Annotated in this window: 17 protein-coding genes; 14 read left to right on the top strand and 3 right to left on the bottom strand. The window is 44.9% G+C overall.

Annotated elements, in window-relative coordinates:
• Positions 1–202: 202 nt before the first annotated feature.
• From ACHBIE_RS09235 to ACHBIE_RS09225, 3 genes are all read left to right on the top strand, one after another.
• Positions 203–424: a DNA-binding protein gene (locus ACHBIE_RS09235; protein ID WP_172067882.1), complete on the top strand. Its 222-nt coding sequence runs from the start codon at positions 203–205 to the stop codon at positions 422–424.
• Positions 425–566: 142 nt separating this feature from the next.
• On the top strand, positions 567–1,418 hold the full coding sequence (gene ylqF / locus ACHBIE_RS09230) for a ribosome biogenesis GTPase YlqF (protein ID WP_394733189.1): 852 nt from the start codon (positions 567–569) through the stop codon (positions 1,416–1,418).
• A complete protein-coding gene (locus ACHBIE_RS09225; RefSeq protein WP_394733188.1) occupies positions 1,405–2,172 on the top strand; it encodes a ribonuclease HII in 768 nt (255 codons plus the stop codon). Before ylqF ends, ACHBIE_RS09225 begins: the two co-directional genes overlap by 14 nt.
• A gap of 83 nt (positions 2,173–2,255) precedes the next feature.
• Here the strand turns inward: ACHBIE_RS09225 and ACHBIE_RS09220 are convergent, their stop codons facing one another.
• The gene (locus ACHBIE_RS09220) at positions 2,256–3,122 is read right to left on the bottom strand and encodes a YitT family protein (protein ID WP_394733187.1); all 867 of its coding nucleotides are present in this window, start codon (positions 3,120–3,122) and stop codon (positions 2,256–2,258) included.
• A 153-nt stretch (positions 3,123–3,275) separates the two neighbouring features.
• Between ACHBIE_RS09220 and tmk the strand changes: the two genes are divergently transcribed.
• The 9 genes from tmk (at position 3,276) to ACHBIE_RS09175 (ending at position 9,893) form a co-directional block, all read left to right on the top strand.
• Positions 3,276–3,920, top strand: a complete 645-nt coding sequence (tmk, locus tag ACHBIE_RS09215) for a dTMP kinase (protein WP_394733190.1) — start codon at positions 3,276–3,278, stop codon at positions 3,918–3,920.
• Entirely contained in the window at positions 3,910–4,794 is an 885-nt protein-coding gene (locus ACHBIE_RS09210; RefSeq protein WP_105111417.1) for a DNA polymerase III subunit delta', read from the top strand. Before tmk ends, ACHBIE_RS09210 begins: the two co-directional genes overlap by 11 nt.
• A gap of 15 nt (positions 4,795–4,809) precedes the next feature.
• Positions 4,810–5,127, top strand: a complete 318-nt coding sequence (gene yabA, locus ACHBIE_RS09205; RefSeq protein WP_105111418.1) for a DNA replication initiation control protein YabA — start codon at positions 4,810–4,812, stop codon at positions 5,125–5,127.
• A 1-nt stretch (position 5,128) separates the two neighbouring features.
• Positions 5,129–5,992 carry a 16S rRNA (cytidine(1402)-2'-O)-methyltransferase gene (gene rsmI / locus ACHBIE_RS09200; RefSeq protein WP_394733186.1) on the top strand — a complete coding sequence of 288 codons (864 nt, stop codon included), beginning with the start codon at positions 5,129–5,131 and terminating at the stop codon, positions 5,990–5,992.
• 184 nt (positions 5,993–6,176) lie between these two features.
• Entirely contained in the window at positions 6,177–7,268 is a 1,092-nt protein-coding gene (gene serC, locus ACHBIE_RS09195) for a 3-phosphoserine/phosphohydroxythreonine transaminase (RefSeq protein WP_172067888.1), read from the top strand.
• On the top strand, positions 7,268–7,825 hold the full coding sequence (locus ACHBIE_RS09190) for a GNAT family N-acetyltransferase (RefSeq protein ID WP_105111421.1): 558 nt from the start codon (positions 7,268–7,270) through the stop codon (positions 7,823–7,825). Before serC ends, ACHBIE_RS09190 begins: the two co-directional genes overlap by 1 nt.
• Positions 7,826–7,870: 45 nt before the next feature.
• Entirely contained in the window at positions 7,871–9,049 is a 1,179-nt protein-coding gene (locus tag ACHBIE_RS09185) for an NAD(P)-dependent oxidoreductase (protein WP_172067890.1), read from the top strand.
• A complete protein-coding gene (locus ACHBIE_RS09180; RefSeq protein ID WP_394732064.1) occupies positions 9,046–9,543 on the top strand; it encodes a methylated-DNA--[protein]-cysteine S-methyltransferase in 498 nt (165 codons plus the stop codon). Before ACHBIE_RS09185 ends, ACHBIE_RS09180 begins: the two co-directional genes overlap by 4 nt.
• Positions 9,540–9,893: an arsenate reductase family protein gene (locus ACHBIE_RS09175; protein ID WP_105137902.1), complete on the top strand. Its 354-nt coding sequence runs from the start codon at positions 9,540–9,542 to the stop codon at positions 9,891–9,893. The genes ACHBIE_RS09180 and ACHBIE_RS09175 overlap by 4 nt, the downstream gene beginning before the upstream one ends.
• A 14-nt stretch (positions 9,894–9,907) precedes the next feature.
• Here the strand turns inward: ACHBIE_RS09175 and ACHBIE_RS09170 are convergent, their stop codons facing one another.
• A complete protein-coding gene (locus ACHBIE_RS09170) occupies positions 9,908–10,807 on the bottom strand; it encodes a cation transporter (protein ID WP_105111424.1) in 900 nt (299 codons plus the stop codon).
• A gap of 118 nt (positions 10,808–10,925) precedes the next feature.
• The gene (locus ACHBIE_RS09165; RefSeq protein ID WP_105111425.1) at positions 10,926–11,753 is read right to left on the bottom strand and encodes an exodeoxyribonuclease III; all 828 of its coding nucleotides are present in this window, start codon (positions 11,751–11,753) and stop codon (positions 10,926–10,928) included.
• 151 nt (positions 11,754–11,904) lie between these two features.
• On the opposite strand from ACHBIE_RS09165, the gene ACHBIE_RS09160 reads away from it, so the two are divergent.
• Positions 11,905–13,566 (top strand): hypothetical protein, encoded by a 1,662-nt coding sequence (locus ACHBIE_RS09160; RefSeq protein ID WP_394733185.1) that lies wholly within the window; start codon positions 11,905–11,907, stop codon positions 13,564–13,566.
• Between the two features lie 19 nt (positions 13,567–13,585).
• Complete coding sequence (locus ACHBIE_RS09155; protein ID WP_394733184.1) at positions 13,586–14,716, top strand: glycerate kinase; 1,131 nt, start codon at positions 13,586–13,588, stop codon at positions 14,714–14,716.
• Positions 14,717–14,781: the final 65 nt, after the last annotated feature.

Here is a 14,781-nt window from a genome sequence, read left to right as displayed (position 1 = left end):
GGGCTAGCCCAGACAGCTTAACCTCTGGATCTCTAGTTATCAATGAACTTGTTGCACTTGACTTGACAATGTGCGAACTTTTTTTCATCAGAAAAAGACTTACTGTTATTTTTTGTCTAAATTTCACTGCAATTGTGGCATACTATTTTTGAGTTAAGAAAGTGGATCAATTTATGAATTCAAAAAATAGTAAGTATCGGATATGAATTTTGGTATCGAAAGTGGCTGGGGTAATAAGAAAACCATTTTAAAAATTTGGTCTGGGTTGTCTATACACACTTTGGACAGATGGCTACGTGAAATGAAGAAGAGTAAAAAATTTCGAGATGCAGTTATTAATCCATCACATAAAACATTTTTTGTTCAAATTGACCGATTTGAAGAATTTCTGAGATATAAGGACAAAAAGAAAATAAAACAATGAAGACGAAAATAAAAAAAAATGGTAGAATAGATGAGTTAGCTATCTATTTTAAAAAGCTTGATTTTGCCCAATAACTGCCCATTTCTTATAAATAATATCAAGTTAGGCTCACAAAAGCCCAAAGTAAAGGAGTTTTAATCCCATGGCAATTATTCAATGGTTTCCGGGGCACATGTCCAAGGCGCGCCGTCAGGTTCAGGAAAATATTAAGCACGTGGACTTCGTGACCATTTTGGTCGATGCCCGTCTGCCCCTATCCAGTCGGAACCCCATGCTGACTAAAATTGTCGGCGACAAACCCAAACTCATGATTTTAAATAAGGTTGATTTGGCGGATCCTGCCCGTACTAAAGAATGGCAGAGCTACTATGAAAGTCAAGGGATGAAAACCTTGGCCATCAATTCAAAAGAGCAGTCCACAGTCAAAAAAGTGACCGACGCAGCAAAAAGCCTAATGAAGGATAAGCTAGAGCGTCTCCGCGAACGTGGTATTCAAAACGAAACCCTACGGACCATGATTATCGGTATTCCAAATGCAGGCAAGTCAACGCTCATGAACCGTCTGGCAGGCAAGAAAATCGCTGTCGTAGGAAACAAGCCCGGCGTCACCAAGGGACAGCAGTGGCTCAAGTCTAATAAGGATTTGGAAATTCTCGATACGCCAGGTATTCTCTGGCCGAAATTTGAGGACCAAGAAGTCGGGCTCAAGTTGGCATTGACAGGGGCTATCAAAGACCAGCTCTTGCCCATGGACGAAGTTACGATTTTCGGATTAGATTACTTCAAAGCCAATTATCCTGATCGCCTGCAGGAGCGTTTCAAGGGCATGGATTTGGAGCAGGAAACGGCTGACCTCATCATAGACTGGACCCGCAAACTCGGTTTCCGCGACGACTATGACCGCTTCTACAATCTCTTTGTCAAGGAAGTGCGTGATGGCAAGTTGGGCGTCTACACATTGGACAAGGTGAGTGATTTCGATGGCAACGATTAAAGACATCAAGGCGCAGTTGGCTCAATTTACCGATTTGACGGATCCTCGCTGGGCAGAATTTGAGGCGGATGAGCGAGCGGGTGTCCAGACTGCTATCAAGCAGCGTCGCTCTGCCATTCTTAAAGAAATCCAAGAAGATGAACGCTTGGAGACAATGCTGGTCTACGAGAAGGTTCTGTATGAGATTGGGCTTGAATTTGTGGCTGGGATTGACGAGGTCGGGCGTGGCCCTCTAGCAGGTCCCGTGGTGGCAGCAGCTGTTATCTTGCCCAAGGGCTGCAAAATTCGTCACCTCAACGATTCCAAGAAAATCCCCAAAGCCAAGCATCAGGCCATATATGAGGAGATTATGGAGCAGGCAGTAGCTGTGGGAATTGGTGTGATGGATAATCACATCATCGACCGAGTCAATATCTACGAGGCGACTAAATTAGCCATGTTGGAGGCCTTGGGAAAGCTGGACCAGCAACCGCAGCACCTTTTGATTGACGCCATGACATTAGACACTCCCATCCAGCAGACTTCCATCATCAAGGGTGATGCCAACAGTTTGTCAATCGCAGCAGCTTCTATTGTTGCCAAGGTGACGCGGGACCAGATGATGGCAGACTACGACCGTCAATTTCCGGGTTATGGCTTTGCCCAAAATGCTGGTTATGGTACTGCAGAGCATTTACAAGGCCTAGCAAAACATGGTGTGACACCCATTCACCGTCGGACATTTGAGCCTATCAAGTCTATGATATTGAAGTAGAATAGCTTGGAAAACAAGATGAAAAAGTCCTTACAAGTTTCAATAAGGACTTTTTATATGGACCGAGTATAGGAGGCCAGGGTTCAATGTTTTTCAAGCGGTTGTTTATTCTTGTCCAGTGTAAAACCTTCCCCTAAGACCTCGTGGGCGTCGGTAATGGTGATGAAGGCATGAGGGTCGATGCGGTGAATCAGTTCCTTGGTTTCCTGGAGTTGGCTCTTATAAATGACCGAATAAACCATATTTACTGGTGTTTTACTGTAAAATCCTTCGGCCTTGATAAAGGTAACACCGCGCTCTATCTCCGCATCAATAGCAGTAGCAATTTCCTGCGATTTCTGGGAAATAATCATCAGGCCCTTGCTGCCATAGCCACCATCTGAAATGAAATCAATGACACGAGTAGCAATGGCTACCATCATCAGGGTATAGAGGACCAGTCTCAAGTCTTTAAAAACAAGGACGATAAAGGTCAGGATGATGATATCGACAGCTAAAATGATTTGACCGATTGAATAGGGCAGATACTTATGACCGATACGGGCGATAATATCACTACCGCCAGTAGTTCCCCCAGCTTTAAAAATCAAACCCAGTCCAATTCCCATCAAAATTCCGCTAAAGGTGCTGACCAAAAATAAGTCATGTTCCAGATTGATAGTCAAGGGGAATTTTTCAAAAATTGCCAGCCAAAGCGTAACGTTAAAGGTTCCCAGAATACTTAAATAAAGAACTTTTTTGCCTAGCAATTTCCATCCGATGACGAATAGTGGAATATTAACGAGAATGTTCATCAACCAGGGCTGGATGTTGAACAAGTAGTAGAGAATGAGCGTCAGTCCAGTCACTCCGCCTTCAAATAGGTGATTGGGCATGACCAGATAGTTCAAAGAAAAGGCAAACAAGGCACTGCCAATCATGATGGTCAAAATATTTCGAATACGTAGCATAGTCTCTCCTTAGGCACGACAAGATTTTCAGCTATGTGAGTTTATATATACTAATATTGTACGTCATTTATTATTGAAATACAAGTCAATTTGTAAGTGCTTTTTCTGCTGAAATTTGTTACAATAATGAGAACAATGAAAAAGGTGGTAATCATGGAAAAAGGTCATTTTATTACATTTGAGGGACCAGATGGGGCTGGAAAGACAACGGTCTTGCAAGAGCTCTTGCCTAAATTACAGGTACTTGGTCTGGAAGTGATTACTACTAGAGAACCGGGTGGAGTTGCCATCGCAGAAGACATCCGGAAAATCATTCTTGATCCGGCCAATACAGCCATGGATCATAAAACGGAACTCCTGCTGTTCATTGCTGCTAGGAGACAGCATTTGGTTGAGAAAGTCTTGCCACCACTCCAAGAAGGGAAGATGGTCATTATTGACCGCTTTATTGACTCTTCAGTGGCCTATCAGGGACATGGTCGTGGTCTAGATATTGCCGATATTGACTGGCTCAATCACTATGCGACGGATGGGGTCGAGCCCGATTTGACCCTCTATTTCGACATAGATGCCGAAGAAGGGCTGGCAAGAATCGCCCGCAATGCTGAACGCGATGTGGACCGGTTGGATATGGAAAAAGCGGACATGCACAGACGGGTCCGACAAGGCTATTTGGCCATTTTAGAAAAAGAACCAGAGCGGTTTGTCAAAATTGATGCCAGCCAGCCCCTAGAGGCTGTTGTCCAGGACGCGCTCGGTATCATCCAAGAGCGACTATTGAAAGCAAATGAATTATAAGAATTTAAGCAACTTGCAGCCGAAACTGATTGAAGATTTCGTGCATATTTTACAAGGGAGCCATCTGGCACACGCCTATCTGTTTTCTGGTGATTTTGGGAATTTTGAAATGGCTCTGTTTTTAGCCAAGGCTATTTTCTGTACGGAAAAGACAGACTCCCTTCCCTGCGAAATGTGTCGGACCTGCCGTTTGATTGAGAGCCAGGAATTTTCGGACGTGACCATATTATCACCCCAGGGCAATACCATAAAGACGGATGCGGTCCGCGAAATCGTGAAGAATTTTTCTCAATCTGGTTTTGAATCATCGAAGCAGGTCTTTATTATCAAGGATGCGGAGAAGATGCACGTCAATGCAGCCAATTCGCTCTTGAAGGTCATAGAAGAACCCCAGTCAGAAATCTATATTTTTCTGTTGACCAATCAATTGGAAGCAGTGTTGCCAACCATCAAAAGTCGGACACAGATTGTCCAATTTCCCAAGAATCTGGCGCTTTTGGAACGCAGCTTAGAAGAATCTGGTTTGCTAAAGACCCAGGCTAGTTTATTGGCTCAGCTGGTTTCCAGTCAAGATGAAGCTCAAAAGCTAGCTAAAAACAAGTCCTTTTTGGAGGCCTTGGTCCAGGCGAGAAAGTTCATTGACCTCCTGCAGGAGCAGCCTAATCTGGCTTATTTACAGGCAGGAACCCTGGTGGGGCTTGTGCCTGAAAAAGTGGAGCAGGGGCAATTGCTGGATTTACTGACTATCCTTTTGGCGGAGAATCTGGACAAAGCGGATGCGCGTGATAGGCTGGATACATTGCTGACGGTGAAGAAAATGTGGCAGTCTAATGTTAGTCTGCAAAATTGTCTAGAATACCTCACTCTTAGTTAGAATAGAAAGTATAAGATGGATAAAAAAGATATTTTTCATGCCTTGGATGGGTTCTCGCAGAATTTATTTGAGACTCTTGCTGAGGTAGAATCAATTAAGAAAAATCTCCAGGCTGTGATTGATGAGAATACAGCTTTGCGATTGGAAAATGCCAAGATTCGTGAACGTTTGAAGAAAGAGATTGCTACTGAAAATAGGGCGACGCATTCAAGTCTAGGCAATCTGGAGGCTATTTATTTGGATGGTTTCCATATTTGCAATGACTTCTACGGTCAACGTCGGGACAATGATGAACCATGTATGTTCTGTGATGTCATATTGAATCGAGAGTAAGATGAAACTACAAAAATCATTTAAGGGACAAACAGCTTACGGCAGTCTTTACCTGGTACCGACACCGATTGGTAACCTGCAAGATATGACCTTGCGGGCTATTGACACGCTGAAAAATGTTGATCTGATTGCAGCTGAGGACACGCGCAATACAGGACTTCTCCTAAAGCAGTTCGAAATTGAAACCAAGCAGACTTCCTTTCACGAGTATAATGCCCATGAAAAAATTCCTGGGCTGATAAATTTGCTTAAATCAGGTCAATCCTTGGCCCAGGTTTCGGATGCAGGCCTACCGTCTATTTCAGACCCGGGTCATGATTTGGTTAAGGCTGCCATTGCAGAGGATATTCCAGTCATTGCCCTGCCTGGTGCCTCGGCTGGGATCACAGCTTTAATTGGATCAGGAATAGCTCCACAGCCTCATATTTTTTATGGCTTCTTACCGCGAAAATCAGGTCAGCAAAAGGAATTTTTCCAGCAAAAGCTACAGTATCCAGAAACACAGATTTTCTACGAATCTCCCTATCGTGTGGCTGATACCTTGGAAAATATGCTCGCTGTCTACGGAGATCGTCAGGTGACGGTCGTTCGTGAATTGACCAAGCTTTACGAAGAATACCAACGTGGGACCATTTCAGAATTATTGGATTTTCTAGCAGATAATCCCCTCAAAGGCGAATGCTTGATTATTGTAGCTGGAGCTAGTGATGAGGACATTCCTTCCGTAGACCAGGTCGATTTGGTAGCGGAAGTTGAGGCAGAAATCGCAGTAGGTCGCAAACCAAATCAAGCTATTAAAGAAGTTGCCAAACGCTATCAACTAAAAAAACAAGAAGTATATGACCTCTATCATGGACTGACTTAGGCTGGTCTTTTTATAATATAATTTTAGAAAAATGTATAAAAACAAGTTTATTTCAGAATAATATATGAAATTTTTCGGAAAAATTTGATGATAAACCGAATATTTAGTCACTAAAAATGGAAAATAATGGTGAAATTTCATTTTCATGTGGTATAATAGGCTCATCTTAATTTGGAGGGTTTTTATGACAATCTACAACTTTTCTGCAGGTCCTGCAGTCTTGCCAAAACCAGTGCTGGAAAAGGCACAAGCTGAATTTTTGGATTACAATGGTTCGGGAATGAGTGTGTTGGAGATGTCCCATCGCTCCAAGGATTTCGACGATATTATTAAAGGTGCTGAGGCGATCCTGCGCGAGCTGATGGCTATTCCAGATAACTATAAGGTTATTTTCTTGCAGGGTGGTGCATCCCTTGAATTTACCATGATTCCGCTCAATTTTGCCAAGGGCAAGAAAGCCTACTATTTGGCTGGTGGTTCATGGGGGAAAAAAGCCTATACTGAGGCTGTCAAGCTGTCTAAAACTATTGACTTTGAGCCAATTTTGCTGGGTTCTTCTGAGGAAATTACCTATGCAGAATTGCCTACATTTGACAAAAATGACATCGACCCAAATGCAGCCTATGTGCATTTGACTACCAACAATACAATTGAAGGAACAGCAGTTTATGATATTCCAGATACCAATGGTGTACCTGTGATTGGTGACATGTCGTCAAACATCTTGGCAGCTCGCTATAATGTGGAAGATTTTGCCATGATTTATGCAGGTGCTCAGAAAAATATAGGCCCTGCAGGTGTGACAGTGGTTATCGTCCGTGAAGATTTCCTCAACGACGAGCCAGTACTTTCAAGCATGCTGGACTACCGTATCCAAGCAGACAATGAGTCACTTTACAATACACCGCCAGCTTACTCTATCTACATTTCAAAACTTGTCTTTGAATGGGTCAAAGAAATCGGTGGCGTTGATGAAATGGAAAAAATCAACCGCGAAAAAGCTGGTCTGCTCTACGATTACATTGACCAGTCTGCTTTCTATACCAACCCTGTTCGCATCAAGGAACAGCGCTCAGTGGCCAACATTCCATTTGTATCACCAAGCGAAGAATTGGATACTAAGTTTGTCAAAGAAGCAACGGCAGCTGGCTTTAAGAACATCAAGGGTCACCGTTCCGTTGGCGGCATGCGTGCTTCCTTGTATAATGCCTTCCCACGTCAAGGCGTTGTAGACTTGATTGACTTCATGAAGAAATTTGCTGCGGAGAATGCCTAATGGAAATCCGTCTGGCACATCCCAATGAAGTCGAGGTCATCGAAGCAATCTTTCAAGAGGCACGAGCTTACTTAGCGGCCTCTGGCATTGACCAATGGCAGGGAGAGTATCCAAGCGCGAGTGAGGCGATCGAGGATATCTTGTCTGGTAAGGGTTATGTGGGCTTGGTAGATGGCAAGATTGTGGCTTATGCAGCGGTTCATCGTGGTCAGGAAGAGGCCTATGAGGCAATCTATGACGGCAAATGGCAGCACAATAATCCAGTCTATACGACCTTTCATCGTGTGGCAGTGTCAGCCAGTGTTCGTGGTCAAAAGTTTTGTCAGACCTTCTTGCAGGGCTTGATTGAAGGCCAGAAGGGACCAGATTTCCGTTGTGATACCCACGAGCAAAATAAGGCTATGCAACATATCTTGCTGAAGTTGGGCTATGTCTATTGTGGCAAGGTTCCCATTGACGGGGAACGCCTGGCCTATCAAAAAATCAAACACAAGAGCGAACGCAGTCTATATCAAGAGGTGAATGAAGATGACCGTTGGCTCCTAAACTCAAATTAAAAAATGAAAGTAGGGCGGAAGCTAATCCGCCTTTTTGGTAAAAAAATGGTATTTAGCGTTAGAACTTTTAATAATATCAACCAGGTTGGTCTCAAGGAACTGGGCAATCGTTTCCAGATAGATGGGGATCAGGCAGGCAATCCTGATGCCTTTATCATCCGTTCTGAAAACCTGCATGGCTTTGATTTTCCAGAAAATCTCAAGGCTATTGCCCGTGCTGGTGCTGGTACAAACAATATTCCAATTGATGTGGCAACTGAAAAAGGGATTGTGGTCTTCAATACCCCAGGTGCCAATGCCAATGCGGTAAAAGAAGCGGTTATCGCCTCTATTCTCCTGTCTGCTCGTGATTATATCGGTGCGACTACCTGGACCAATACCCTGTCTGGCGACGATGTGCCAAATCAGGTCGAGGCAGGTAAAAAGCAGTTTGCTGGGACAGAGATTTCTGGCAAGACACTCGGTGTCATCGGTCTGGGTGCTATCGGTGCTCGTATTGCAAATGATGCTCGTCGTCTAGGTATGAATGTCCTTGGTTACGACCCGTATGTGTCTGTTGAGACAGCCTGGACCATTTCTAGCCACGTCAAGCGCGTGGATGATTTGAAGGAAATCTTTACCCAGTCAGACTACATCACCGTTCATGTGCCATTGACTGACAAGACTCGTGAGCTCTTCAATGCAGACAGCTTTGCTCTCATGAAAAAAGGGGTTACCTTGGTCAATTTTGCCCGTGGTGAATTGGTCAACAACGCTGATTTGTTTGAGGCGATTGATGCAGGTGTTGTTAAAAACTATGTGACGGACTTTGGTACAGAAGAGGTCCTCAACAAACCGCACATTACAGTCTTTCCGCACGTTGGTGGATCGACCGAGGAGGCGGAGCTCAACTGTGCCATTGCGGCTGGTCAGACCATTCGTCAATTTATGGAGACGGGTGAGATTATCAACTCTGTCAACTTCCCGAATGTTAAGCAATTCCTCGATGCACCGTATCGCATTACCTTGATCAACAAAAATGTGCCAAATATCGTGGCGACGATCACGACAGCTGTGTCTGAGCTAGGGATTAACATCGACAATATCATCAACCGTTCTAAGGGTGACTATGCCTATACCTTGCTGGATTTAGACGAGGCAGATAAGTCTAAAATTGACAGCCTGGTGGCTAAGTTTGAAGACCTGGATGCTATTATCAAGGTTCGTGTCATTAAACATAAATAATGCTATACAAACAAATCTACACTAGTCCCCTAGGCCCCATTTCTTTGATTGCGAGTGACCAGGGCTTGGTAGGGGCTTGGTTTCATTGTCAGAAGTATTTTGAGAGGGGAGTGGCAGAGGAAATTTCTCTCACTCCTCATCCTCATTTGGACCATGCAGCACGCTTGTTGGCAAATTATTTTGCTGGAAAATTCCCTGACTTTAGCCAATTACCACTGGATTTACGAGGGACGGATTTTCAAATGAAGGTCTGGAGAATTTTACAAGAAATTCCTGTAGGTCAGACGACAAGCTACGGTCAGATTGCCAAGGCCTTGGACATCCAATCAGGTCAGGCAATCGGCGGAGCAGTGGGAAGAAATCCCTTGTCTATCATCATTCCCTGTCACCGTGTTCTGTCAAGTGACATGAAGTTGACTGGCTATGCTGGGGGCTTGGATAGAAAAATTTGGCTCCTGCAACATGAAAATCCGTATTTTGAGGTGAGGAAATGATTTTATTTTACGAATATCCAAAATGTTCAACCTGTCGGGCAGCTAAGGCTGAGCTCAAAAAACTGGGTCTAGAATTTGAAGCTATCGACATCAAGGCAACACCGCCCAAGGCTGCTCAATTGAAAGAGTGGATGGATGCGACTGGATTGGAGTTGAAGAAGTATTTCAATACATCGGGCAACAGCTATCGCGAATTGGGTTTGAAAGACAAGTTTGCAGACTTGACGGTTGATGAGGCCTTGGATTTGTTGGCCAATGATGGTATGTTGATTAAGCGCCCCTTGCTCATTCAGGATGGGAAAATTCTTCAGATTGGTTACAAGACACCATACGAAAATCTCGGTTTCTAGGCCGAGATTTTTTCTTATAAAGCATATTCAACTGAGATGTACTCATGCTGTTTTTGCAGGAGATAGAGCATCTGTGGTTTTTCAGCCAGCAATTGTTGCACTAACTGGTGTTCCACATCGTGCAGATTGATTTTTACCCGGATGTTCATACCTTGTTTGAAGATGTGAATATCTATATCTTGAGCATCTTCGTCAAGATAAGAACCAAGAATTTGATAGATGGATTCATGGATTTCAGGCACATGGGTTGTTCCGTTGGCCAGTTCCTTGAAAGCAGTTAGGAGACCATTCCAAGGCTCCTTAAAGGAAATCAAGGCCAAGGCCACAGTCAGGAAAAAGTCACCGGTGTAGTGGAGAAATCCAAGCGGTCCATTGATTGGGACAAAGAATAGCAGTAGGATTGCCAAGCCAATGGCCCCTGAGATGAGCCCGTCGACCAAATTTCCTTTTGCCTCTGCCAAAATGATCGTTGACATGTGGTTGAGTTTGGCGCTCATGTGGAGATTGTAGAGATAAAGGGCAATACAGACGAAAAACATCGTAACTGAATAAGGGATAACAGGCCCTGTGGTCATCTGATTTCCAATGCCATTGACAAAATAGGCAAAGGCTGTTGCACTGGTTTCGAGGACAGCAAACAATAGTAAGAGCAGGGTCGCCAGTGATTTCATAATGGCGTAGAGAGGTTCTAAAAAGTAAAGTCCCTGCGGAAAGGTTGCTGTTTTCTTGTGGCTATTTTTTGAAATATAGAATGCGACTAGAGATGATATGAAAGCAATCAGTGAGAATACGCCATCCAGGAGCAGGGCATTCATGCCAGTGATGATATAGACTGCCAATCCAGCGGTTCCGCTAAGGCCGTTGACGATAGCTGATACAGTGAGTGATTTTCGTTCGATTTTCTTGTTGTTCATGTTTCCTCCTTTAATGATATCTATATATTTATTATACCACAAAAAGTAATCGTTTTCAAATCAGATACATTTAAAAACCCAGCATTTGCCGGGTTTGAACTGTCTAATGAACTAAAAATTAAATGCTTATTTCCATCACAATTGGTGTGTGGTCTTGGCGAGCACCTGAGTCAATCATAGCTGACTTGGTCACCTTGTCAGCGATACGGTCGCTAACCAACCAGTAGTCGATTCTCCAGCCTGTGTTGTTGATTTTGCTGGTACGGCTGCGTTGCGCCCACCAGGTATAGGCGTTGAGGACGTCACCATGCAGGTGACGGAAGGTATCGGTGAAGCCTTTGGCAAGCAGGTTTGTAAAGCCTTCACGCTCTTCATCGGTAAATCCTGGTGACTGGCGGTTGCTGGCTGGGTTGGCCAGGTCGATTTCTTTGTGGGCAACGTTGTAGTCGCCTGTTGCTAAGACAGGTTTTTGGTTGTCAAGCTGCGCTAGGTATTCTGCATACTGAACGTCCCAGATTTGGCGGTCAGCCAATCTTTTCAAGCCATCGCCAGCATTTGGCGTATAGACCTGGGTCACGTAGAAATCGTCAAATTCCAGGGTAATGATGCGCCCCTCAGAGTCCATAGTGGTAGGAGCACCGATTGCTGGGAAGCTAATGGTAGGAGTCAGGTGGTTTTTGTAGAGGAAGAGGGTGCCAGCGTAGCCCTTACGAGCAGGCTCTACAGAAGAACGCCAGGTATTGGCATAGCCTGGGAAGTAGGCTTCTAGAATTTCCAAATGCTTTTTGGTCGGTCCCTTGTCAGACAGCTTGGTCTCCTGAATGGCGATGATGTCTGCATCCTCAGCGACTAAGGTGTCAATGACAGCGCGCGAGAGTAGGGCGCGTGGCGATTCCGCAGTCAGGGCCGCGTTTAGGGAGTCAATGTTCCATGAGATGAGTTTCATATTCTATCCTTTTCACTTTTTCTATCGCTCCATTATACCAAAATTCCCCTATTGATGCGACTGAGAAAAACTGAAATAAAATATTGTTTTCGCTTTCACAAGTGGGAAAATATGCTATAATATAACTAGAATTGATATGGAGGAGATTTCTATGAAAAGACAATTGATTGGATTAGCCTGGCTGGCTCTTGTGCTAGAAATGGCTATATACTACTGGTACAATCTACCAGCCCTCAACATTTGGAGCCTGGGTTTTTGGTTCTTCTTGCTCCAATCACTGGGGCTGGTCTGGCTGATACTGGTCTTCTCGTCCGCAGGCGGTATGGTCCAGAAGGTGACAAAAATCTCTGGACGCAATCGTTCTGTCGACACCTATCAGCTCAAGCCCAACGGTCTACCTAGCTCTCTGCGTTGGTTTGGTCGCCTGCTTCTGGGGATTGTCCTTGTCTTAACCCTGCTTGGTGCTCTCAATACTCGCATTTTCCGTGCCAAGGACTATGCTGGTGTCATCACAGTTCAGGATGCGGATTTCAAGGCGGATTTCCCAGAGACAGATATTTCTAGACTGGCTCTCCTGGATCGGGCATCAGCTGAGAAGATTGGAGATACCTATCTAGGCACCATAGACAAGGTTTCTCAGTTCGGTATTTCGGATGATTATCGCCAGATTACCATTGGCCAGCAACCTTTTCGCGTGTCGCCTTTGGAATATAAGTCTTTTTGGAAATGGCTGAGCAACCACCAAGATGGGATTGGCTACTATGTCAAGGTCAACCAGACGACAGGAAAAGCAGAGCTTGCCAAGCTGGCACAGGCCATGCATTTCTCCGATTCAGAATATTGGTTCAATGATACCAAGCGTCATCTGCGAATTCAATATCCGACCACGATTTTTGGCAATCCCTCCTTTGAAGTTGACGACCAGGGCAACCCCTACTATATTGCTACGATCTATCAACCGAAATTCGGTCTGTCATCCAATGACCCAACAGGTGCTATCGTACTAGATGCCGTTACAGGAGAAAGCAAGCGGTATAGCTTAGCTGACATTCCAGAATGGGTGGACCGTGTCTACTCTGCCGAAAATGTCATCAGCCGTGTTGATGACCATTATACTTATCAAAATGGTTTCTGGAATACGGTCTTTAGCCAAACCGGCGTTAAAAATACGACTGACAGCTACAACTATATTTCAATCGGTTCGGATATCTATCTCTACACAGGGATTACTTCAGCTACAGCAGATTCATCTAACTTGGGCTTTATTCTAGTCAACATGCGGACCCGTGATATAACCAACTACAAGCTGGCATCAGCAACCGAGACAGCCGCCCAAGAATCGGCTGAAGGAGAAGTCCAAGAAAAAGGCTACCAAGCAACGGCACCAAGTCTGGTCAAGCTAGCCGACACCGCCTACTACCTTGTTTCTCTCAAGGACGACGCCGGTCTTGTAAAATCCTATGCCCTGGTCGATGCCGAAGATTACCAGCAGGTGACAGTTAACAATGACGTGGCGACCTTGATTTCTCAGGTATCCGGGGCAGATGCCTCTAGCTTGTCCAGTCTGGCAAGCACAGCAGATGGACAAGAGGCAGAAGAGCTCGAGACTGTCTCTGGTAAAATCGAGGCCTTGGGTAGTCAGATGATTGCTGGCTCAACGGTCTACTATATCCAGTCGGAAGGCAAGATTTATAAGGTCAAGGCGACGGAAGACAGTACAGACAAGTTACCATTTATCAAAGTCGGCGATAACTTTATCGGTCAGCTGGATAAGAAGAATTACTTGATTCAATTCCAAGTCGAAAATGAGTAGATGCTCGGAGGACAGCTAGATGCATGTTTTGATTGCGCCAGATTCTTTTAAGGAATCCTTGGCCGCTCCAGATGTGGCTAGGGTTATAAAAAATGGATTTTCAAAGGTATTTCCAGAGGCCTCCTACGATTTGATGCCGCTTGGAGATGGAGGAGAGGGGACACTGGATAGCCTGGTGCATAGTTTGGGATTAAACAGGCAATCAATCCAGGTTACCGGTCCTTTTGGGGAGAACATTCAGGTTCAATATGCGGTAAAAGGAAGTTTGGCCATGTTTGAAATGGCTGAGCTTGTGGGTCTGGCTTCTATTCCAATAGAAAGTCGGGCTCCATTACAGATTCAGACCAGAGGACTGGGGGAGCTCATTGTCCATCTGGTTGAGGCCGGTATGGAGCGAATTATGATTGGAGTGGGTGGTTCCGCTAGTCATGATGGTGGAATGGGCATGGCGGCTGGCTTGGGATTTCAATTCTTCGATAAGGATGGTCAGGAGTTGGAGCCGATAGGGGCCAATTTGGGCAAGGTGGTCAGCTATTCCAAACCCGATACAGGATTTGATAGTGCTGCCATTCAGATTGATTTAATCACTGATGTGACCAATCCCTTGTGCGGGCAGAATGGGGCGACCTATATATTTGCAGCTCAAAAAGGATTGGCACCGGAAAGGTTTGCCCAAGTTGATCAGGAGATGCACGATTTTTATCAGCTCGTTAATCCTGATTTGATTGAAAAGGAGGGAGCTGGTGCGGGCGGCGGTATGGCTGCAGGGCTCTGTGCCTTTGCCGGCGCTACAATTCATTCGGGTATTGACTTTGTGCTGGATCAGCTGGATTTTGAACAACGTGCTAGCCAGGCTAATCTGGTGATAGTTGGTGAAGGCCGTCTGGATCGACAGAGTCTTTCTGGTAAGACTCCGATTGGTGTTGCCCGCCGGGTCAAGCAGGGAGTACCTGTTGTTGCGATATGTGGTAGTCTTGCGGACGATTTGCCTGATTTTCCTTTTGAAAATATCTGCGCCGCATTTCCCATTATCTCTAAACTAGCGAGCTTAGAGGAGTCGCTGGCTTTAGCGGAAGTGAACCTGGAAAGAACAGCTGAACAAATAGCACGCATTCTGAAAATATCACAAGCATGGAAAGATGGGCTCTAGCCTGTCTTTTTCTTGTGAAATAGCTATTCTTGACCGAATTTCGGGCGTGTGATATACTTGGAAAC

It is taken from the genome of Streptococcus sp. A23 (assembly GCF_043674155.1).
GTDB lineage: Bacteria > Bacillota > Bacilli > Lactobacillales > Streptococcaceae > Streptococcus > Streptococcus suis_V.
This window is presented reverse-complemented; position numbering and strand designations above follow the sequence as displayed.

Bases quoted from the DNA above. Each gene is read 5' to 3' on its own strand.
- ACHBIE_RS09175 (WP_105137902.1), top strand. From the start codon at position 9,540: ATGATTTTATTTTACGAATATCCAAAATGTTCAACCTGTCGGGCAGCT.
- ACHBIE_RS09185 (WP_172067890.1), top strand. From the start codon at position 7,871: ATGGTATTTAGCGTTAGAACTTTTAATAATATCAACCAGGTTGGTCTC.
- ACHBIE_RS09155 (WP_394733184.1), top strand. From the start codon at position 13,586: ATGCATGTTTTGATTGCGCCAGATTCTTTTAAGGAATCCTTGGCCGCT.
- rsmI (WP_394733186.1), top strand. From the start codon at position 5,129: ATGAAACTACAAAAATCATTTAAGGGACAAACAGCTTACGGCAGTCTT.
- tmk (WP_394733190.1), top strand. From the start codon at position 3,276: ATGGAAAAAGGTCATTTTATTACATTTGAGGGACCAGATGGGGCTGGA.
- yabA (WP_105111418.1), top strand. From the start codon at position 4,810: ATGGATAAAAAAGATATTTTTCATGCCTTGGATGGGTTCTCGCAGAAT.
- ylqF (WP_394733189.1), top strand. From the start codon at position 567: ATGGCAATTATTCAATGGTTTCCGGGGCACATGTCCAAGGCGCGCCGT.
- ACHBIE_RS09225 (WP_394733188.1), top strand. From the start codon at position 1,405: ATGGCAACGATTAAAGACATCAAGGCGCAGTTGGCTCAATTTACCGAT.
- ACHBIE_RS09160 (WP_394733185.1), top strand. From the start codon at position 11,905: ATGAAAAGACAATTGATTGGATTAGCCTGGCTGGCTCTTGTGCTAGAA.
- ACHBIE_RS09220 (WP_394733187.1), bottom strand. From the start codon at position 3,122: ATGCTACGTATTCGAAATATTTTGACCATCATGATTGGCAGTGCCTTG.
- ACHBIE_RS09170 (WP_105111424.1), bottom strand. From the start codon at position 10,807: ATGAACAACAAGAAAATCGAACGAAAATCACTCACTGTATCAGCTATC.
- ACHBIE_RS09235 (WP_172067882.1), top strand. From the start codon at position 203: ATGAATTTTGGTATCGAAAGTGGCTGGGGTAATAAGAAAACCATTTTA.
- ACHBIE_RS09165 (WP_105111425.1), bottom strand. From the start codon at position 11,753: ATGAAACTCATCTCATGGAACATTGACTCCCTAAACGCGGCCCTGACT.
- ACHBIE_RS09210 (WP_105111417.1), top strand. From the start codon at position 3,910: ATGAATTATAAGAATTTAAGCAACTTGCAGCCGAAACTGATTGAAGAT.
- serC (WP_172067888.1), top strand. From the start codon at position 6,177: ATGACAATCTACAACTTTTCTGCAGGTCCTGCAGTCTTGCCAAAACCA.
- ACHBIE_RS09190 (WP_105111421.1), top strand. From the start codon at position 7,268: ATGGAAATCCGTCTGGCACATCCCAATGAAGTCGAGGTCATCGAAGCA.